This window comes from Planomonospora sp. ID67723 (genome assembly GCF_015711605.1).
Lineage (GTDB): Bacteria > Actinomycetota > Actinomycetes > Streptosporangiales > Streptosporangiaceae > Planomonospora_A.
Genome location: NZ_JABTEZ010000001.1, coordinates 1,859,691 through 1,879,140, shown reverse-complemented (window position 1 = coordinate 1,879,140; position 19,450 = coordinate 1,859,691). Strand labels below are relative to the sequence as shown.

The window sequence follows — 19,450 nt, the reverse complement described above, 5'->3', positions numbered from 1 at the left end:
CGCTCCCTCCGGGAACATCCGGGACGGGCCCCGGCGGCGCTTACACGCGGGCGGGGACGGCGCTCCGCACCCACTCGACGATCTCCTGCGTGGTCGCCCCCGGCGTGAAGACCCGGGCGACCCCCATCCGCTCCAGCTCCGGCATGTCGGCCTCCGGGATGATCCCGCCGCCGAACACCACGATGTCGTCCGCGTCGTGCTCCTTCAGCAGCTCGATCACCTTGGCGAAGAGGGTCATGTGCGCCCCCGAGAGGATCGACAGGCCGATGGCGGCGGCGTCCTCCTGGATGGCGGTGCGCACGATCTGCTCGGGAGTCTGGTGCAGGCCGGTGTAGACGACCTCCATCCCGGCGTCCCGCAGCGCCCTCGCCACGATCTTCACGCCCCGGTCGTGCCCGTCCAGCCCGGGCTTGGCGATGACGACGCGGATTCTCGACACGGCATCCATCAACAGACCTCCTCGTCTGCGCCGCACCCACGAAGTGACGGCTGCCCGCAGCGTAACCGCCCCGGCCCTGCCGGACGTCACCGATGACGGCATAACACCTCGCGACTCCGATTTTTCCTAAAATAGGACACCGTGACCTGCGGGAGGCCGCAGGAGGTCTCCCGGCACTTCCGCGCCGGACGGCCTGTCCGGCGGCCGCCCTCCCCGCCACCCGCCGACGGCGTCACGGGTGCCGGCCTCCCGCATGCCGTACGGCTCACGCACGCGCAAAGCGGGACGCGGAGTTGTTGGCTCGAGGCGTAGTCGCGCGGGCCGCGGTGACCTAGGTTGGCGGATCTTGACCCCTGGTGAGGGAGATCCCGATGAGACGGTGGGCCACTCTGGTCGCGGCGGTGCTGGTCGGTTCGGTGCTGCCGGCGGGGACGGCGCAGGCGGAGCGGGCACCGTCCCCCGTGACGAAGCTCAAGCAGCAGTTCGCCGAGCACAAGGGGCTGCGCATCGCCGACCTCGGCCGGGTCTACAAGGACGGCAAGGCGGTCGTCACCATCTGGCGCAGGGGCAAGGTGGAGTTCGACGCCTCCGGGGTGTACGCCACCGACACCACCGGGCGCACCGAGGCGGGACGCGGGGCGATCAGGGAGTTCGAGAACCTGACCGGGCAGAACGTCGGCTCGACCCGGGTGATCTGCTTCCCGAACGAGGCGTACCTCTCCGGGCCCGGCTACGAGACGTGGCTGCCGGAGGGGAAGAAGTGGCTCGGCCTGATCGGTCCGGAGAACATCAAGCAGACCGAGACGTTCCCGCAGATCGTCAACGTCTTCGAGCCCGCCACCCTCGGCACCCTGCTCTCGCACGCCGCAGTGAAGCGGAAGCTCGGCTCCGGGACCTACCTGCAGGGAGCGGTCTCGCTGCGCACGCTCTACAAGGTCTCCCCCTCCTTCCGCGACCGGCTCGCCGGGCCGCCCAAGGGCCGGAGCGCGAAGATCCCGGTCGGTTTCCGGCTCTGGCTGGACCGCTCGAACCTGGTCCGGCGCCTGACCACCACCTGGAAGCAGCCCGCGGGGAAAACCCCCACCGTCACGGTCGCGGACACCCGCTACACCGCCTGGGGCTCCGACGTCACCCTCACGCCTCCGCCCCCGGAGGACACCGCCGACGCGGGCCGGGTCGGCGGCGACTTCTCCCCGCCCGCCACGCTGCCGGTCGGCTGACCCGCCTCTCGTACGGCAGCCGCCGACGCCCGTGGCCCGCGTCCGGCGACCGCGGAACCCATGAGGGCCCGATCTCGATCCTCGGCGGATGACCGACCGGCCGTGACGTCGTTCTCGGCGGGGCCTCCCGCCGAGAACGATCCGTCTCTCAGGTTTTCGCCTGCCATGTCGTGGTTTAGGCAAGAATCTCACTCAGCTCTCCGCGATGGCGCGGGGACCGGAGGACCCATCTTGGAGGACCCCTCGATGAGGCGGATGATCGCCACTCTGACCGGTGCCGCCGCGGTGGCACTGGTCGTTCCCGCGCTGGTGGCCCCGGCGAACGCCGATCCGGCGAACACGACCCCGGCGAGCGCGCCGACCGACCCGGTGTCCGCGCTGAGAAAGCAGTTCAGACCCGGCCACGGGGTGAAGCTGGGCGAGCAGGCCAAGCTCATCGGCGAGGGCAAGACCGAACGGGTGATCTTCAGTCGGCGCGGCGGCGTGCTGGAATTCGGCGGCAAGGGCGTGGCGGCCTCCGACCTGACCAGCACCTTCAGCCTGCCCGGCACCGACAGGAAACTCGCCGAGGAGTTCAAGGACCTGTTCGCCCCCTCCAGGACGATCACGGTCAAGGGTGTCTCCTACACCTCCAGCGCGTTCTACGCCGAGGCCATGCCCGAGGGCAAGAAGTGGCTGCGCACCCCGGCCGAGCCGGTCTCCCCCGGCAACCCCGCCCAGCAGATGGTCAACCCCCTCGAACCCGCCACGCTGAAAGCGGTCCTGGCCCGCACGACGGCCAGGCGTGCCGGCGGAACGTGGGACGGCACGCGGACGGTCGTGCACTCGGGCACGATCACCTTGGGCGAGCTGTACCGGCTCTCCCCCACCGTCCGCGGGCTGCTGGGCGCCAAGCCCTCGGCCAAGTCCGCCGCGCTGAAGGTGAGCTGGCAGCTCTACATCGGCTCCGACCAGCTCGTACGGCGCGCCGTCTCCTCCTGGACGCAGTCCACCCGCGGGCTGACCAGCGTGGACCTCACCTATCTCAACGACAGCCGCTACTCCGGCTGGGGTGTGAAGTCCTCCATCAAGGCTCCGCCCGCCGCCCAGGTGGCCGACTTCGACGAGCTCGACCTCGAGGGCGGGAACGACGACCCCTTCGCCCGCATCCTCGGGACCGGGAACTGACCCGCGGAACCGACTCGGCGTGACCGGCGCGGAGCCCGCGGGAGAAGGTCCCGCGGGCTCCGCGCGTCCGCTCCGCCGCTGCCCACGCCTCCGCTCCGGCTCATGCCCCCGCCGCGGCCCCGCCCGGAGCGGACCGGCCGCGGACCGCGAGAGCACCGCCGTCCAGCAGGTCGAACGCGTGGTTGACGATGGTTTTCAGGTCGTCGGCGGCTTCGCCGGCGACCCACGCCGTCAGCGCGGTGTCGAAGGCGCCGAAGGCGGTCGCCACGATGAGCGCCGGGCGCATGTCCGAACCCGGATCGACCCCCATCCGCCTGGCCAGCTCCGCGGTCATGTCGGCGCGCCAGCGGACCTGCCGTTCGAGGTAGCGGCCCAGCAGGGCGTCGGTGCGCAGGGTGAGCCTGGTCAGGCACAGCGATTTCTCCGTGTGCTCCCGGAAGCCCTCGGTGAAGGCGGTCAGCACGTTGCGCACCGCCGTCGCCGGGGCCTCGTCCGCGGGACGGGCGGCGAGCTCGGTGTGCAGTCTGTGCCCGAGGTCCCCGATGAACTCGATGACCACGTCTTCCTTCGACTGGAAGTACCGGAAGAACGTGCGGCGGGAGACCCCGGCCGCCGCCGTGATCTGGTCGATCGTCGTCTTGTCGAAGCCCTGGAAGGCCAGCAGCTTGAGCGCGGCCTCGGTCAGCTCGTCACGGACGAGCTGACGTTTGCGTTCGGCGAGACTCACAGCGGGATCCTACCCGGTGCAGCATTCGACACATAGAGACGTCATTGACACAAAGTGTCAGTAGCAACATCATGCGTCTATGAATGCGAAGACACCGGCCCGGAGCTCGAAGCGGTGGACCGCCGACCTCATCCCGGACCAGACGGGCAAGACGTTCCTGGTGACGGGCGCCAACAGCGGTCTCGGTTACGCGACGACCCGCGACCTGGCCCGGCGCGGTGCGCACGTGGTGATGGCGGTGCGCAACGAGGCGAAGGGCCGCAGGGCGCTCGAGGAGATCCGGGCGGGCGCCGACCGGCCCGTCAGCCTGGAGGTGCGCCTCGTCGACCTCGCCGACCTCGACTCCGTCCGGAAGTTCACCGAGGGCCTGCACGCCGACGAGGTGGGCATCGACGTGCTGGTCAACAACGCGGGCATCATGATGCCGCCCCGGTCGCTCAGCCCCCAGGGGCACGAGATCCAGTTCGCCGCCAACCACCTCGGCCACTTCGCGCTCACCGGCCTGCTGCTGGAGGTGATCGCGGCCGGCCGGGACGCCCGGGTGGTGACGGTCAGCTCGAGCCTGCACAGGCGCGGCAGGATCCACTACGACGACCTGACCGGGGAGCGCGACTACGCGCCGACCTCCTTCTACGCCCAGTCGAAGTTCGCCAACGTGCTCTTCGGACTGGAGCTGGACCGCCGGCTGAAGGCCGCCGGGATGCCGGTGCGCAGCCTGCTGGCGCACCCCGGTTACTCCGACACCAACCTGCAGAGCACCGGCCCGACCGGGCTGATGAAGTCGGTCATGCGCCTGAGCAACCGGCTCTTCGCCCAGCACGCCGACATGGGCGCCCTCCCCCAGCTCTACGCCGCCACCGACCCGCAGGCCCGCAGCGGCGAGTTCATCGGCCCGGACGGCTGGGCCGAGAGCAAGGGCCATCCGACGGTCGTGCAGCCGGTCAAGCCGGCGACCGACCCCGCCGACGCGCGCCGGCTGTGGGAGCTGTCCGAAGAGCTGACCGGTGTGCGGTACGGCCTGCCACCGGCCCCCTAGACCGCATCCCGTGGATCACGGCGCGGGATGGTCCGCGACGAGGGCGGTGCCGGCGGGCCCGGGCTTCGAGAGTCCGCCTCCCGGGGCGGCGAGGATGTCAGAGCTTCTCCAGCGGGGCATAGGCCAGCACCAGCGTCTTCGCCCCGCCGCTACCGAAGTCGATCTTCGCCTTGTCGCCGTCGGCCGAGACGACCGTGCCCAGGCCGTACTGGTCGTGGGTGACCCGGTCGCCCGGCTTCAGGTTCGGGATCTGCCGTCCTCCGGCCTTCCTGCCCGCGGGGGCCGTACGGGAGGGCTCCCGGCGGGCGGTCGCCGCGCTCCAGGCGTTCTTGCCCGGGTCGCTGCGCCAGTCGACCAGGTCCGAGGGGATCTCGGCGACGAACCGGGAGGCCGGGTTGAACGACGGGGACCCCCACGAGCTGCGGACCGCCGCCCGCGAGACGTAGAGGCGACGCTCGGCCCTGGTGATGCCGACGTAGGCCAGGCGACGCTCCTCCTCCAGTTCCTTCGGCTCGCCCATGGAGCGCATGTGCGGGAAGACGCCGTCTTCCATGCCGGTGAGGAAGACCACCGGGAACTCCAGCCCCTTGGCCGTGTGCAGGGTCATCAGCGTGACGACGCCCTGCCCCCCGTCGCTCGCCGGGATCTGGTCGGCGTCGGCCACCAGCGAGACCTGCTCCAGGAACTCCACGAGCGTGCCCTCGGGGTTGGCCTCCTCGAACTCGGAGGCCACCGAGATCATCTCGTCCAGGTTCTCCAGGCGGCTCTCGTCCTGCGGGTCTCCGGAGGCGGCCAGCTCGGCCCGGTAGCCGGTGCCGACCAGCACCTCCTGGGCCAGCGCCGACGGAGACACGCCCTCGGCCTTGAGGGTCAGCTCGTCCAGGAGCGCGACGAACTCCTTGATCGCGTTGACCGAGCGGGTGGCCATGCCCGGCGCCTCGCCGGCCCGGCGCAGCGCCTCGGCGAACGGGATCCGCTCCCGGGCCGCGAACGCCTCCACCATCGCCTCGGCCCGGTCGCCGATGCCCCGCTTGGGCACGTTGAGGATCCGGCGCAGCGAGACCACGTCGTTGGGATTGGCCAGCACCCGCAGGTAGGCCAGCAGGTCGCGGACCTCCTTGCGCTCGTAGAAGCGCACCCCGCCCACGACCTTGTACGGCAGGCCGGTCCGGATGAAGGTCTCCTCGAAGACACGCGAGGCGGCGTTGGTCCGGTAGAACACGGCCACCTGACCGGGGATCACGTCCTCCTCGTCGGCGAGCCGGTCGACCTCCTGGGCGACGAACATGGCCTCGTCGTGCTCGTCGTCGGCGACGTAACCCACGATCTTCGGGCCGGCGCCCTGGTCGGACCAGAGGTTCTTGGGTTTGCGGCTCTCGTTGCGGGAGATCACCGCGTTGGCGGCCGACAGGATCGTCTGGGTCGAGCGGTAGTTCTGCTCCAGCAGGATCGTCCGCGCGTCCGGATAGTCGCGCTCGAACTCCAGGATGTTGCGGATCGACGCGCCGCGGAAGGCGTAGATCGACTGGTCGGCGTCGCCCACCACGCACAGCTCCGCCGGGGCGATCCCGGCCGACCCCTCCCTGACCAGGTCGCCGTCGGCGGTGCGCAGCTCGGGAGTGCCGACGAGCTCGCGGATCAGGGTGTACTGGGCGTGGTTGGTGTCCTGGTATTCGTCGACCATGACGTGCCGCCAGCGGCGGCGGTAGTGCTCGGCCACGTCGGGGAAGATCTGCAGCAACGTGACCGTGAGCATGATGAGGTCGTCGAAGTCCATCGCGCCGGCCTCGGTCAGCCGCCGCTGGTAGTTCTTGTAGGCCTCGGCGAGCGTGCGTTCCAGGTGCGTGGCGGCCCGGTCGGCGGCCGTCTCGTAGTCGATCAGCTCGTTCTTGAAGTTGCTGACCTGCGCGGAGAAGGAGCGCGGCGGGTAACGCTTGGGGTCGAGGTCCATCTCCCGGCAGACCATCGCCATGAGGCGCTGGGAGTCGGCCTGGTCGTAGATGGAGAAGCCCGAGGGGAAGCCCAGCCGCGCGGCCTCGCGGCGCAGGATCCGCACGCACGCGCTGTGGAAGGTCATCACCCACATCGCCGCCGAGCGTGGCCCGACGAGCTTGTCGACCCGCTCCTTCATCTCCTTGGCGGCCTTGTTGGTGAAGGTGATCGCCAGGATCTCCTGCGGCCGCACGTCCCGCTCGGCCAGCAGGTAGGCGATGCGGTGGGTCAGCACCCTCGTCTTGCCCGAACCCGCCCCCGCCACGATGAGCAGGGGGCTGCCGTGGTGCACGACGGCCTCGCGCTGCTGGGGGTTGAGCCCGTCGAGCAACGGGTGGGTCAGGGAAGAGGCTGGGATCGACACGCCCCCTAGGTTAAGGCGGGTCACCGACAACCGGGTCCAGGCGCGGGAAGGAATGCGGTCGGACTTTCCCGCGGTTGTGACCATTGATCGGGACGGGAAGACAGGAAAGGCCTCGCATGCTGCCTGAGAACGAGATCAACCGGGTGCTCGTGGTGACCGCGCACCCGGATGACGCCGACTTCGCCGCGGCGGGAACCATCGCCCGGTTCACCGATCGAGGCGCCGAAGTCGTCTACTGCGTCGTCACCGACGGCGACGCGGGCGGTTTCGACCGCGAGCTGGACAGCGGCGGCATGGCCGGGCTCCGCCGGTCCGAGCAGACGGCCGCGGCCAAGCTCGTGGGCGTGCACGACCTGCGCTTCCTCGGTTACACGGACGGGACCGTGGAGCAGAGCCTGGACCTGCGGCGCGACATCACCCGGGTGATCCGCCAGGTCCGTCCCGACCTGGTGATCACCCACACTCCCGAGCGCAACTACTCCTTCATCGCGCCCAGCCACCCCGACCACCGCGCGGTCGGCGGCGCGACCCTCGACGCCGTCTACCCCGACGCCCGCAACCCCTACGCCTTCCCGGGCCTGCTGGAGGAGGGCCTGGAGGCGTGGACGGTCCCCGAGGTCTGGCTGAACGGCGGCGAGAACCCGGACCACTACGTGGACGTCACCGCCACTTTCGACCGCAAGCTCGCCGCGCTGCGCGCGCACGCGAGCCAGACCTCGCACATCGAGGGTTTCGAGGGCTTCCTCCGGACCCGTTTCTCCTCCCTGGCGAAGAACGCCGGTCTCGGCGAGGACCGCTACGCCGAAGCCTTCAAGCGGGTCCCCACCGCCTGACGCCCACGGCCCGGGCGATCGTCCCCGTGTCCGGGAAGGGGTGCCGCCGCCCGCGCCCGGGCGTAGGACATGCTCTTGTGCTGTGAGCACCATCGCCGTCTCGCCCGCCACCGCCGCCGTCGTCGTCCTCCTCGCCCTCGCGGGGGCCGCCGTCGCCCTGCTCGGCCGCCTCGGCCACGCCCGGGCCGTGCTCACCGCCTGCCTGCGCGCCGCGGTCCAGCTCGGCGCGGTCTCCCTGGTCATCGTGTGGGCCGTCGAGCGGCCGCCGGCGGCGGCGGCGTTCGTGCTGGTCATGTACGGCGTGGCGAGCCTGACCGCGGGACGCAGGATCACCTCGGGGCGCGCGGCCTGGTGGGCCGCCGTCCCCGTCGGAGCGGGCACCCTGCCGGTCTTCCTGCTCCTGGCCGGAACCGGGACCGTCCCGCCGAAGGGCATCACCCTGATCCCGATCGCCGGCATCCTGCTGGGCGGCTGCCTGACGGCCACGGCGCTGGCGGGACGGCGGGCGGTGGACGAGCTCGACCGGCGGCGCGGCGAGGTGGAGGCCGCGCTCGCGCTGGGCTTCTCCGGCCGGGACGCGGCCCTGGAGATCTGCCGCCCGGCGGCGGCTCAGGCGCTGGTGCCCGCGCTGGACCAGACGCGGACCGTGGGCCTGGTCACCCTGCCGGGGGCGTTCGTGGGCATGCTCCTGGGCGGGGCCGACCCGCTCCAGGCGGGCGTGGTGCAGCTCGTCGTGCTGGTCGCGCTGCTGGCCGCCCAGGCGGTGGCGGTGCTCCTCACGATCGAACTGGTGGCACGGGGCCGCCTGACGGAGACCGCCCCTCCCTCGTGAGCCCGCCCTACGGCGTCCGGCCCGCCTCCGGGGCGGGTGCCTCCCCCGGCGCGATCCGCGCGAACAGGTAGCCGAGGGAGTTGGTGGCGAGGTGCAGGAGGGCGGGGGCGGCCAGACCGCCCCTGCGGCGCAGCGCGCAGAACAGCGCTCCGGCGAGCCCGGTGGAGAGCACCGACCCGGCCACCACCCGCGCCGTCTCCGCCCGGGACGCGCCTGAAGGCGGACCGCCCTGCGGGGACTCCCCGGAGGCGAGAGCGCTCAGCGCGGGGTTGGCGGCGGCCATGTCGATCGCCGGGAGGACGTGCCAGAGGCCGAACAGGGCCGAGGAGACCGCGGTGGCCGCGGGTTCTCCGTGGGACCGGGCGAGCAGGCCGTGCAGCACGCCGCGGAAGCCGACCTCCTCCAGCAGGACCGTGCCGAGCGGCACCTGGAGCAGCGCCTCCTCCAGCGCGCGGGCGCGCGAGAGCGAGAGCGCGCGCTCGTCGCGGAAGAACCGGCGGGTGGCGGGGACGGCGATGCCCGCGCCGTAGGCCGCGGCGACGGCCGCGGCGAGCGCCCCGCCGATGCGCAGACCGCGCGCGCCGTCCCGGAACCCCAGTTCGGGCCAGGAGAGCCCGGACCTTCGGGCCAGAGCGACCAGGACACCGGTGGCGGCGGCCGAGGTCAGCGGAGCCAGGCGCGGCGCGAGGCGGTTGTTGGCCAGGTTGGCCGCCGCCAGCACGGCCACCGCGCCGGCGAGCGGCGCCCCCGTCCGCCGGTCCGCGCTCACGGGACGGCCGCGCCGTCCTCCGCGCAGGAGCATGTCGTCTCCCCCTCCCCGTGAGGAATCATCCCGCGGCCCGCCGCCGCCACCCCGCCGGGAAACGCAGGCCGCGCCGTTCCCTCACGGTGAGCCCTCCCCAGATCCCCTCCGGCTCACCCGCCCGCACGGCGTAGGCCCGGCAGTCGTCCATCACCGGGCAGCCCGCGCAGACCGCCTTGGCCCGCGACTCCTGCTCGGCCGACGGCGCCGGCGGGAAGAACAACTCGGGGTCGCTTCCACGGCAGGCTCCCCGTACGGCCCAGCCGATCTCACGGACCGTCCTCCGCATGAACATCACCCCCTGCTGGATAACCGGCCCTCAGACTAGGCGGGCGAGAGCCGCGCGGCATCAGCCTTCCGGTGGATTCCGGGATCACCGTGCCGGCGTACTCCCCGCTTCCGGCGGGCGGCACCGTCACGGCGGCCGGCCCCGGCGGGCACGGGCCGTCACCCGCGGGTCCGCACGGCTCAGGGCCGGGGCCAGGTGTGGACGGGCTCGTTGCCGTGCATGTGGTCCATGTAGAGCAGGGTCATGCGGCGCAGCGCCTCGTGCCGGTCGAGGTCCCCCAGCGCCTCCACCGCCTCGATCTGCCAGCGCGCCCCGGTCATGCCGGTCGCGCACCGCCGCTCGATGATGCCGAGCAGCCGGTCCCTCGGTCCCGGGTCCACACCCCACAGGTCCAGCCCCTCGTAGGCGAGCGGGAGCAGGTGGCGCAGGACCAGCTCGGCGGCGGGGATCTCCCCCACCCCCGGCCAGTAGAGACCGGCCCCCATCCCCCGGCGGGCCGCGGTGAGCAGGTTCTCCTCCGCCGCCGCGAACGCCATGCGCGTCCACACCGGGCGCTCGTCATGCGGCAGGACCCGCATGAGCCCGTAGTAGAGGGCGGCGTTCGCGGCGATGTCGGCGACCGTCGGGCCCGCCGGGAGCACCCGGTTCTCCACCCGCAGGTGCGGGACGCCGTCCACGGTCGCGTAGACCGGCCGGTTCCACCGGTAGACGGTCCCGTTGTGCAGGGTCAGCTCGTCCAGCTGCGGGGTCACCCCGCGGGCGAACTCCTCGGCCGGGTCGGTGTCCTCGCACAGGGGCAGCAACGCGGAGAAGTACCGCACGTTCTCCTCGAACAGGTCGAAGACCGAGGTGATCCACTGCTCGCCGAACCACACCCTCGGCCGCACGCCCTGGGCCTTCAGCTCGGCGGTACGCGTGTCCACGGCCTGCTGGAACAGCGGGATCCTGGTCTCGTGCCACAGCCGCCTGCCGAACACGAACGGCGAGTTGGCCGCCACCGCCACCTGCACGCCCGCGATGGCCTGCGCCGCGTTCCAGTGCGCGGCGAACTCCTCGGGGCCGACCTGGAGGTGGAGCTGGGTGCTGGTGCAGGAGGCGGGGGCGATACTGTCGGCGTAGGTGTCGAGGACCTCGTCGCCCTCGATGAACAGGTGCAGGTCCTCGCCCAGGGCCGCGAAGATCTGCTCGTTGAGCAGCCGGTAGCGCGGGTTGGCCGAGAGCGCGCCCTCGTTGAGGTCGCCCTCCCGCAGCGTGGGAAGGACGCCGATCAGCAGGGTGTGCCCGCCGACCGTGCGCGCCCGCTCCTCCGCCCGGTTGAGCCGGTCCCTGACCCCGTTCTCCAGCCGCACGGCGCCGTCCCCTTCGAGGGACTCGGGCTCGACGTTGATCTCGACGTTGAACTGGCCCAGCTCGGTGGCCCAGTCGGGCTCGGCGATGGCCGTCAGCACCTCGGCGTTCCGCATCGTGGGCTCGCCGCGCTCGTCCACCAGGTTCAGCTCGATCTCCAGCCCGGCCTTGGGCCGGTCGAAGTCGAACCGGGAATCGTGCAGCATCCGGGCGAGGACGTCAAGGCACCGGCGGATCTTGTCCCGGTACCGCCGCCGGTCCTCCCGGCTGAACACCATGGCGGGAACATCGCGACCCATATTTCGCAGAGTCGCACATAAGACGCGGGCCGTACAGAACCTAGACCAGGCGGCGGGCGGTGGCCCAGCGGGAGAGCTCGTGACGGTTGGAGAGCTGGAGCTTGCGCAGCACGGACGAGACGTGCGTCTCGACCGTCTTGACCGAGATGAACAGCTCCTTGGCGATCTCCTTGTAGGCGTAACCCCGGGCGATCAGGCGCAGGACCTCGCGCTCGCGCTGGGTCAGCGAGTCCAGCTCGGGGTCGATCGGCGGGGCCTCGCTGGAGGCGAAGGCGTCCAGCACGAACCCGGCCAGCCTCGGGGAGAAGACGGCGTCCCCCTCGGCCACCCGGCGGATCGCGTCGGTGAGCTCCCGGCCGCTGATGGTCTTGGTGACGTAGCCCCGGGCGCCGCCGCGGATCACGCCGATGACGTCCTCGGCCGCGTCGGAGACCGACAGGGCCAGGAAGCGCACCTGCGAGCCGGAGCCCAGGACGCGGCGGAGCACCTCCTGCCCGCCGCCGCCGGGCATGTGCACGTCGAGCAGGACGACGTCGGGCTGGAGCTCGGCGATCGTCCGCACCGCGGACTCCACGTCCTCGGCCTCGCCGATCACCTCGATGGAGTCGCCCAGCTCGGCGCGGACCCCCGAGCGGAACAGCCGGTGGTCGTCGACGATCAGAACCCTGATGTTGCCCATGTGATCCCTCACCGCTCCTCGTTCGTTCCGCGGGTGATCCCGCCCCGCCGGCCCCGTACGGCCCGCGCGTGTCCGGCGCGGCGCCGGGCGGGGCGGCGGATCACGAGCTCTCCAGCTTCATGGTCAACATCACTTCCGTACCCTCGCCGGGCTCGGTCCGCACCCGGGCGCTGCCCCCGTTGCGCTCCATCCTGCCGATGATCGACTGGCGGATGCCCATCCGGTCCTCGGGCACCTCGTCCATGTCGAAGCCGACACCCCGGTCCCGGACGAAGACGGTGACCTCGCCCGGCTCCACCTCCGCGTAGACGGAGACGACCGGCGACTCGGAGTATTTCGCAGCGTTGACCATCGCCTGACGCGCGGCCTGCATCATGGCGGACAGTTCGGGCGTCAGCGGGCAGTCTCCCACGCAGACGACCTCGATCGGCACCCCGTGGGCGTCCTCCTCCTCGGCCGCGGCCCGCCGCACGGCCGCGGCCACCGAGGCGTCGGCGTCCTGCTTCGGCTGGTAGAGCCAGTTGCGGAGCTCGCGCTCCTGGGAGCGGGCGAGCCGCATCACCTCGCGGGAGTCGTGCGCGCTGCGCTGGATCAGCGTCAGCGTGTGCAGCACGGAGTCGTGCACGTGCGCGGCGAACTCGGCCCGCTCCTCCTGCCGGATGCGCTCGCGGCGCTCGCGCTGCAGTTCCTTCCACAGGCCCGCCAGCCAGGGGGCCGCGATGAGGGCGACGCCGCCCACGACCACCAGCGTGAACACGATGCCCTGGCTGGCCTGGTCCAGCTTGTCGTTGGCGGCGAGGAACCCGATCATGCCGATGACCACGAGCACCAGGCCCGCGAACGTGCGGACCCGGCTCTTGCGCGCCTGCCCGACGGTGGAGTCCATCCAGCGCTGCCGCCGGTCCGGGTCGGCCTGCTGCCAGAGGATCAGCGAGCCGATCCCGCCGACCGCGATCGGCCACGCGCCGATCCCGCCGGTCGAGGCGCCGGTGAGCCAGCGGAGCGCCAGCAGCGCCAGGCCGATCGCACCGTAGGCGGTGACCTGGCTCCAGTCCCGCGCGGGCTCCCGGCCCTCGTACGGCGCGCGCGGGGTGAACATCCACAGCGCCGCGTAGACCACGGCGCCGATCCCGTCCAGCACGGTGAGCAGCACGAAGGCCAGCCGCAGCACGACCGGGTCGAGCCGGAGCTGGGCCGCGACGCCCTGGGCCACCCCCGCCACCAGCCGCCCGTCCACCAGCCGCAGGAGCCGGGGGAAGCCCGCCTCGTCGATGGTCGTGGGCACCGCGTCATGAGGTGTCGTGTCCGCGGCGGCGGGTCCGCGCGACGTCTGTCGGTCAGTCATAGCCCTGTCATCGTCACACGGCCGCGACACCGGGCGCATCGGGAGTTCCCCTGGCCCGCCCCTGAGAAGGCGCCCCCTCCTCCGGGACCGCTCAGGGGTCTCCCGGATGCGCCCGGGTCCGGGGAAGGGCCACGATGGGACCATGACCGAAACCGGGAACGCCCAGGACCCGGCGAGCACTCCGCCCGACTCGCCGCCCACCACCGCCGCCGGCGGGCCCCGCAGGCTCGGCCGCAGCGACACCGGGCGCATGCTGACCGGGGTCTGCGCGGGCCTGGGCCGTTACGCCGGAGTCGACCCGGTGCTGTTCCGGGTCGGCTTCGCGATGCTGGTGCTCGCCTCGGGCGTCGGCGTCATGCTCTACATCGCCGCGTTCCTGCTGATGCGGGAGACGAGCGGCGCCCCCGGTCACATCGAGCAGTGGACCCGGCGCGACTTCGACGGCGAGACCGTCATGGCCCTGCTGACCGGTGTCTTCGGCTTCGGCCTGGTCATCAACGTCAGCTCCGGCGGCATCGGGACCGCCAGCGTCGTGGTGGGCACCACGTTCGCCGTCGCCCTGCTCGCCGCCCACTCGCGCGGCGTCGACCTGGTGGCCCTGGCCAGGACGCTGCCCGAGCGGCTGCGGAGCGGACGCCACGACGGCCCGAAGGCCGCCCGGCCGGAGCACCGGCCCGGCGCCTTCCACCCGCCCGCCCCGCCGTCCGGCGTCCCCGCTCCCGTCCCCCCGGTCATCACGGGCCCGCATCCCGGGACCCGTCCTCCGGCCGGGCCGTACGCGGATCCTCCCGCCCCCGCCGAGCCGTACCCCCCGGCCGCCGCTCCCGCCGCCGGATCCGTCCCCGCGCAGGACCCCGCCGAGCGGACCCGCATCGTCGAGGAGGCGATCTCCGCCGCGCACGCCCGCATGGCCGCGGCCCGGGCCCGCAGGAACGCGGAGACGGACGCCGGGACGGTGCCCGCCGCGTGGGAACGCCCGCGTGAGGAGACGCGCAGCGCGGCGCCGGATCCCTACGCCGGGGTGACGGCCTCCTACGACTCCTCGGGCGAGCCGTTCGCCCCCTACGGCCCCTACCGGCCGCTGGACCCCCGCCGGGGCCCGGCCCCGCAGACCCCCTACGACCTCGCCGCGTACGGCGCGCGGACGCCGGCACCACCCCGGCCGAGGCCGCCCAGGTCGTTCATCGGGACGATCACGATATTCCTGGCCATGATCGTTGGAGGGATCATCATGGCGGTCCAGTCCGCTTCGGGATCGGTGAACATGACGGTCGTCGGAAGCGCGGCGCTCATCACCATCGGCGGCGGGCTCCTGGTCGCGGCCTGGTTCGGCCGGGGCGCCGCCCTGGTCGCGGCGGGCACCGTCGTCGCGCTCACGCTGGTCGTGGGATCCGCCCTGGGCGACATCCCGAAGAAGTTCGGCACGTACGACTGGGCCCCGACCTCGATCGCGGAGCTCGCCGGAAGCTACACGGTGGGGGTCGGCGAAGGCACCCTGGACCTCGGCGAGCTGACGTTCGCGCCGGGCTCGCGGACCGTCGTCGAGGCGTCGGTCTCGGTCGGCGAGATCACCGTGATCCTGCCGCCCACCGTCAGGGTCGAGGTCAGCGGATACGCCAAACTCGGCGACGTCAAAATCGACCACTCGGTGCAGGGAGGTGCCGACATCCGGCACGACAAGACTCTGGAGCCTGAGATCACGCCCGAGGGCGAGGTGGCGACCATCGTGCTGACCGTCAAGGCCGGCGTCGGGGACGTGGAGGTGCGCCGTGCGGCCTGACCTCCAGCGCGAGACCGGTCCGGCCGTGCGGAGCCGATGGCACCGCACGGACTGGATGGCCCTGCTCAGCGGCGCGCTCTTCATCACCGTCGGGATCCTCTTCATCGCCGTTCCGGAGCTGAACCCGGTCGTCATGCTCCCGGTCGTCCTGGGCGGCCTGGCCTTCGCCGGCTTCATCGCCATCATCGCCCGCTCCGTCCGCCGCTAGCCTGTTCTCACGGTCACAGGCGTTAGAATCGGGTGATGATAGCCCTGGAGTTCGTCAGCACCGTCCGCGCGACCCGCAGCGGACCGGTCGACACGCTCTCGGACGTCGCGGGGATGACCGCGTGGGGCCGCGAACATGCCGGGGAGCTGGGCCTCGACAGCGGTTTCACCGCCACCGAGGAGCTGCGGCGCGAGGTGGTCGAGCTGCGGCAGGCCGTACGGGCGCTGTTCGCCAGGGCGGTGGCGCCGGGCCCGGCGAGCGCCGCGGACGCCCACCGCCTGCCCGGGTTCGCCGACGCGCTCGACCTGGTCAACGCCGCGGCGCTGGCCGTGCCCACGGCGTCCCGGCTGGAGTGGCCCGCTGACGCTCCTCCCGTGGCGATAAGCGTCCCGGCGGGTGGGGCGGGCGAGTCCGCCCGGGTGCGCGCCGCTCTCGCCGCCTCGGCGATCGCCCTGCTGGCCGGAGCGGAGCGCGAGCAGCTCCGGGCCTGCCCGGCTCCGCGCTGCGTGCTGTATTTCGTGAAGGAGCACGCCCGCCAGGAGTGGTGCTCGACCGGGTGCGGCAACCGGGCCCGCGCCGCCCGCCACTACCACCAGCACAGGGCCCGGTGACGTCGGCACCGCCGTCGGCGCGGGGCCCGGCGGCGCCCGCTCAGAGCCTGCGGGCGAGGGTCTCGCGCCCCCAGCGGAGCAGGTGGTCGTGGACGGCCGCGACGGCCCGCCGGGTCATCGCCCCGTCCCGGACGGCGAGGAACAACGTGTTGATCGGCGGCAGCTCCGGCTCGGCGAGCGGGACGAGCGCTCCGGCGGCCAGCTCCTCCTCGCACAGGTAGCGGGGCAGCACCGACATCCCCGCGCCCGCCGCGACGGCCCCGAGCACCCCGCGCAGGTCGGGCATGACGAGGACGGCGGACATCGCGGGACGGGCCCCGAAGACGGTCCGCCAGTAGCGCCGGATGACCGGGAGGTCCTCCGCGTAGGCGACCACCGGGATCCCGGCCAGCCGGGCCGGTTCCGGAACCCGCGGGACGACCGGCGCGGCCCCCGCCCCGGCCTCCGCGGCCCCCGGCGGACCGCCCGTCGGGGGGAGCCCGGCGCGCCCGGCCCATGCGGGGGCGGCCACCAGGACGAACTCCTCGTCCAGCAGGGGCGTCGCGTGCACCCCGCGCCGCCGGGGGCGGACCGCGGAGACGACGAGGTCGAGCGTGCCGGCGGCGAGCCTGTCGAGCAGGTCGTCGGCGAGGCCGAGCTCGACGCGGAGCTTCACGCCCTCGCCGAGCAGCGGGACGAGCGCGCGCGCGACGCGGGTGGAGAGAAGCTCCGCGGGGCCGCCCAGGTGGACCGCGCGGGTGAACGCCTCCGGCCCCGGCCCGACGCCGACCGCCTCCTCCAGCGCGTCCAGGGGGGCCGCGAGCCGCCGGGCCAGTTCCTCGGCGGCGGAGGTGGGGGCGACCCCGCGGGGAAGCCGGTCGAACAGCTTGCTCTCCAGCACCGCTTCCAGCGTCCTGACCTGGGCGCTCACCGCCGGCTGGGAGAGCCCGAGGGTGTGCGCCGCGGCCGTGACGGACCCCGTCCGGTAGACGGCGAGGAAGGTGCGGAACAGATCCAGCGACACAGCCATACATCGATTTTCCCATCAGATTCCTGATATCTGATGAGGTGTTCGGTTATTTGTTTCAATAGCTCGTCAGAGGCGATCCTCACGTCATGACGAAACGCATCCTCACCGTCCTGACCAGCCACGGGCAACTCGGCGACACCGGCCGGACGACCGGCTTCTACGTCTCGGAAGCCGCCCACCCCTGGGAGGTCTTCCACTCCGCCGGGTTCGAGATGGACCTGGCGAGCATCGCGGGCGGCGAACCGCCCCAGGACGGCTACGACCCCGACGACCCCGCCCAGGTGAAGTTCCTGGAGACGTACGGCGAGCGGCTGCGCTCCACCCCGCGCGTCGCGGACGTCGATCCGGCCCGCTACGACGCGGTGTTCTTCGCGGGCGGCCACGGCACCATGTGGGACTTCCCCGACGACAAGGACGTCGCGGCGCTGACCCGCGCCGTCTACGAGAACGGCGGAGTGGTGGCCGCGGTCTGCCACGGCCCGTCCGCCCTGGTGAACGTCACGCTCTCCGACGGTTCCCTGCTGGTCGCGGGCAAGCGGGTGGCCGCCTTCACCGACTCCGAGGAGGCGGCGGCCGGCCTCGCCGGGACGGTGCCGTTCCTGCTGGCGAGCACCCTCGCCGAGCGCGGCGCCCTGCACTCCGGGGCTCCCGACTTCACCGAGCACGTCGTGCGCGACGGGCGGCTGGTGACCGGCCAGAACCCGGCGAGCGCCGCCGGGGCGGCCAGGGAGGTCGTCGCCGCCCTGAGCTAGCCGGACCCATCCATAGTGATCTAAATCACACATTTATAACGGCAAACAGCCAATCAATCCGTTAGATTGTTCTCAGCATCTAACGGATTGAGCCGTTAGAAATGATGATGGGAGTGCGGCGGATGACCTTCAAGACCGGCCACGTGGGCCTCAACGTCTCCGACCTCGACACGTCCAGGGACTTCTACCGGGAGGTCTTCGGCTTCGAGGTCGTCGGCGAGTCGAGCGAGGAGGGCCGCCGCTACGCCTTCCTCGGCCTCGACGGCACGCTCGTGCTGACCCTCTGGCAGCAGAGCGAGGGACGCTTCGCCACCGCCCTGCCCGGCCTGCACCACCTCTCCTTCCAGGTCCCGGACATCGAGGCGGTGCGGCGCGCCGAGACGGTCATCCGGGAGCTCGGGGCCGCGATCCACCACGACGGCGTCGTCGCGCACGGCGAGGGGGCGTCCTCCGGGGGTGTGTTCTTCGAGGACCCGGACGGGATCCGGCTGGAGATCTACGCGCCCACCGGCGCCGGCGATCTCCTCGCCCCCGCGGGAGCCGCCCCCACCTGCGGGTTCTTCTAGACCGGCAGAGTCTGGACGGAGAAGCCATGACGCACGCGGGAGAGGTCGCGGTCCAGCGGCGGGCCGGGGTCAGACGGGCCGGGGAACTGGGCTCGGCGCGGACCCGTCCGGAGATCCCGGAGGTGGCGGGCGAGTTCCTGCGGGCGCAGCGCATGCTCGTCGTCGGGGCCGCCGACGCCTCGGGACGGGTCTGGGCGAGCACGCTGACCGGTCCCGCCGGATTCGCCCGGCCGTACGGCGAGCGGACCGTCGTGATCGACGCGCTGCCCGGCGCGCACGACCCTTTGGCGGGGGTGTTCGGCGGGCCCGGTCAGCGTGCTCCCGGGCCCGCCGGGACGGGCGGCGGGCATGGGAAGGGCAGCGCGCCCGGGACCGGCGGCGGGCACGAGATCGGGATGCTCGCCATCGAACCGGCCACCCGGCGGCGGATGCGGGTCAACGGCCGGGCCCGCCGCGACGGCGACCGGCTCGTCGTCCGCACCGAGCAGGTCTATGCCAACTGCCCCAAGTACATCCAGACCAGGACGATCACCGAGGAGCTCGTCCCGGCGAACGTCCGGGCGCGGACCGGCGAGGTGCTCACCGCCGGGCAGCGCGCGCGGATCGAGCGCGCGGACACGTTCTTCGTCGCCACCCGCGCCGAGGGGCTCGGCGCCGACGTCTCCCACCGGGGCGGCACCCCCGGATTCGTCAGGGTGCTCGGCGAGCGGCGGCTGGTCTGGCCGGAGTACGCCGGGAACATGATGTACATGACACTCGGCAACCTGGAGCTGGACGAGCGCTGCGGCCTGCTCTTCCCCGACTGGGAGAGCGGCGACGCGCTGCACCTGACCGGCCGGGCCCGTGTGGACTGGGACCCGCGCGGCGTCCCCGGAGCCGAGCGGCTGGTCGGGTTCGACGTGGACGGCGTCGTCCACGTCGGCGGGGCGATCCCGCTCCGCTGGACGTTCGGAGACTACTCCCGGCACAACCCGGCCTCCGGCTCCCACGATCCCGGGGCGCCGGGGGACCGGATCGCCTCCCGCGGGGCCTCCCGCCCACCCGAACGGGAGGGGGAAAGCCTCTAAAGCCTCGAAGCAAGGGCTTGACCGGCGTGAGCAGGGGCGTACGTTCGCATTTATCAGCCGGCTCCCACTTCTCCTCAATCCCCTCG

20 protein-coding genes are annotated in these 19,450 nt (G+C 72.5%); 11 read left to right on the top strand and 9 right to left on the bottom strand.

Annotated features, from left to right (window positions below; genetic code table 11):
- Nucleotides 1-40 precede the first annotated feature (40 nt).
- The gene (gene icmB / locus HS041_RS09015) at nucleotides 41-448 is read right to left on the bottom strand and encodes a coenzyme B12-dependent isobutyryl CoA mutase small subunit (protein WP_196440015.1); all 408 of its coding nucleotides are present in this window, start codon (nucleotides 446-448) and stop codon (nucleotides 41-43) included.
- A gap of 362 nt (nucleotides 449-810) precedes the next feature.
- Between icmB and HS041_RS09010 the strand changes: the two genes are divergently transcribed.
- Complete coding sequence (locus tag HS041_RS09010) at nucleotides 811-1,659, top strand: hypothetical protein (RefSeq protein ID WP_196440014.1); 849 nt, start codon at nucleotides 811-813, stop codon at nucleotides 1,657-1,659.
- A gap of 255 nt (nucleotides 1,660-1,914) precedes the next feature.
- Nucleotides 1,915-2,826, top strand: coding sequence for a hypothetical protein (locus HS041_RS09005; RefSeq protein WP_196440013.1), 912 nt, complete (start codon nucleotides 1,915-1,917; stop codon nucleotides 2,824-2,826).
- 100 nt (nucleotides 2,827-2,926) lie between these two features.
- Here HS041_RS09005 and HS041_RS09000 read toward each other — a convergent pair whose 3' ends face one another.
- Nucleotides 2,927-3,553 carry a TetR family transcriptional regulator gene (locus tag HS041_RS09000; RefSeq protein WP_196440012.1) on the bottom strand — a complete coding sequence of 209 codons (627 nt, stop codon included), beginning with the start codon at nucleotides 3,551-3,553 and terminating at the stop codon, nucleotides 2,927-2,929.
- 79 nt (nucleotides 3,554-3,632) lie between these two features.
- Here HS041_RS09000 and HS041_RS08995 point away from each other — a divergent pair, with 79 nt between their 5' ends.
- Nucleotides 3,633-4,589: an oxidoreductase gene (locus HS041_RS08995; RefSeq protein ID WP_196440011.1), complete on the top strand. Its 957-nt coding sequence runs from the start codon at nucleotides 3,633-3,635 to the stop codon at nucleotides 4,587-4,589.
- A gap of 97 nt (nucleotides 4,590-4,686) precedes the next feature.
- Here the strand turns inward: HS041_RS08995 and pcrA are convergent, their stop codons facing one another.
- The gene (gene pcrA, locus HS041_RS08990; protein ID WP_196440842.1) at nucleotides 4,687-6,912 is read right to left on the bottom strand and encodes a DNA helicase PcrA; all 2,226 of its coding nucleotides are present in this window, start codon (nucleotides 6,910-6,912) and stop codon (nucleotides 4,687-4,689) included.
- A 149-nt stretch (nucleotides 6,913-7,061) separates the two neighbouring features.
- Here pcrA and HS041_RS08985 point away from each other — a divergent pair, with 149 nt between their 5' ends.
- Together HS041_RS08985 and HS041_RS08980 are read left to right on the top strand one after the other, a co-directional pair.
- A complete protein-coding gene (locus HS041_RS08985; protein ID WP_196440010.1) occupies nucleotides 7,062-7,778 on the top strand; it encodes a PIG-L deacetylase family protein in 717 nt (238 codons plus the stop codon).
- Between the two features lie 82 nt (nucleotides 7,779-7,860).
- Nucleotides 7,861-8,610 carry an ABC transporter permease gene (locus tag HS041_RS08980; RefSeq protein ID WP_196440009.1) on the top strand — a complete coding sequence of 250 codons (750 nt, stop codon included), beginning with the start codon at nucleotides 7,861-7,863 and terminating at the stop codon, nucleotides 8,608-8,610.
- A 7-nt stretch (nucleotides 8,611-8,617) separates the two neighbouring features.
- Here HS041_RS08980 and HS041_RS08975 read toward each other — a convergent pair whose 3' ends face one another.
- The 5 genes from HS041_RS08975 to HS041_RS08955 form a co-directional block, all read right to left on the bottom strand.
- A complete protein-coding gene (locus HS041_RS08975; RefSeq protein ID WP_196440008.1) occupies nucleotides 8,618-9,412 on the bottom strand; it encodes a CPBP family intramembrane glutamic endopeptidase in 795 nt (264 codons plus the stop codon).
- A gap of 25 nt (nucleotides 9,413-9,437) precedes the next feature.
- Nucleotides 9,438-9,701 (bottom strand): WhiB family transcriptional regulator, encoded by a 264-nt coding sequence (locus HS041_RS08970; protein ID WP_196440007.1) that lies wholly within the window; start codon nucleotides 9,699-9,701, stop codon nucleotides 9,438-9,440.
- Nucleotides 9,702-9,880: 179 nt separating this feature from the next.
- Entirely contained in the window at nucleotides 9,881-11,347 is a 1,467-nt protein-coding gene (locus HS041_RS08965) for a glutamate-cysteine ligase family protein (RefSeq protein ID WP_196440006.1), read from the bottom strand.
- Nucleotides 11,348-11,387: 40 nt separating this feature from the next.
- Nucleotides 11,388-12,026 carry a response regulator gene (locus tag HS041_RS08960; RefSeq protein ID WP_196440841.1) on the bottom strand — a complete coding sequence of 213 codons (639 nt, stop codon included), beginning with the start codon at nucleotides 12,024-12,026 and terminating at the stop codon, nucleotides 11,388-11,390.
- A 100-nt stretch (nucleotides 12,027-12,126) separates the two neighbouring features.
- Nucleotides 12,127-13,371, bottom strand: coding sequence for an ATP-binding protein (locus HS041_RS08955; RefSeq protein WP_196440005.1), 1,245 nt, complete (start codon nucleotides 13,369-13,371; stop codon nucleotides 12,127-12,129).
- A 142-nt stretch (nucleotides 13,372-13,513) separates the two neighbouring features.
- On the opposite strand from HS041_RS08955, the gene HS041_RS08950 reads away from it, so the two are divergent.
- From HS041_RS08950 to HS041_RS08940, 3 genes are read left to right on the top strand one after another with little or no spacing between them, the layout of a single operon-like run.
- The gene (locus tag HS041_RS08950; RefSeq protein ID WP_196440004.1) at nucleotides 13,514-15,151 is read left to right on the top strand and encodes a PspC domain-containing protein; all 1,638 of its coding nucleotides are present in this window, start codon (nucleotides 13,514-13,516) and stop codon (nucleotides 15,149-15,151) included.
- Nucleotides 15,141-15,359: a hypothetical protein gene (locus tag HS041_RS08945; protein ID WP_196440003.1), complete on the top strand. Its 219-nt coding sequence runs from the start codon at nucleotides 15,141-15,143 to the stop codon at nucleotides 15,357-15,359. Before HS041_RS08950 ends, HS041_RS08945 begins: the two co-directional genes overlap by 11 nt.
- 35 nt (nucleotides 15,360-15,394) lie before the next feature.
- Nucleotides 15,395-15,970: a CGNR zinc finger domain-containing protein gene (locus HS041_RS08940; protein ID WP_196440002.1), complete on the top strand. Its 576-nt coding sequence runs from the start codon at nucleotides 15,395-15,397 to the stop codon at nucleotides 15,968-15,970.
- Nucleotides 15,971-16,010: 40 nt separating this feature from the next.
- On the opposite strand, the gene HS041_RS08935 is transcribed toward HS041_RS08940, so the two are convergent.
- Entirely contained in the window at nucleotides 16,011-16,979 is a 969-nt protein-coding gene (locus HS041_RS08935; RefSeq protein WP_196440001.1) for a LysR family transcriptional regulator, read from the bottom strand.
- Nucleotides 16,980-17,065: 86 nt separating this feature from the next.
- Between HS041_RS08935 and HS041_RS08930 the strand changes: the two genes are divergently transcribed.
- From HS041_RS08930 to HS041_RS08920, 3 genes are all read left to right on the top strand, one after another.
- Entirely contained in the window at nucleotides 17,066-17,731 is a 666-nt protein-coding gene (locus HS041_RS08930) for a type 1 glutamine amidotransferase domain-containing protein (protein ID WP_196440000.1), read from the top strand.
- A 122-nt stretch (nucleotides 17,732-17,853) separates the two neighbouring features.
- Nucleotides 17,854-18,297: a VOC family protein gene (locus HS041_RS08925; RefSeq protein ID WP_196439999.1), complete on the top strand. Its 444-nt coding sequence runs from the start codon at nucleotides 17,854-17,856 to the stop codon at nucleotides 18,295-18,297.
- Between the two features lie 26 nt (nucleotides 18,298-18,323).
- Nucleotides 18,324-19,364: a pyridoxamine 5'-phosphate oxidase family protein gene (locus HS041_RS08920; protein ID WP_196439998.1), complete on the top strand. Its 1,041-nt coding sequence runs from the start codon at nucleotides 18,324-18,326 to the stop codon at nucleotides 19,362-19,364.
- The last annotated feature ends 86 nt before the right edge of the window (nucleotides 19,365-19,450 follow it).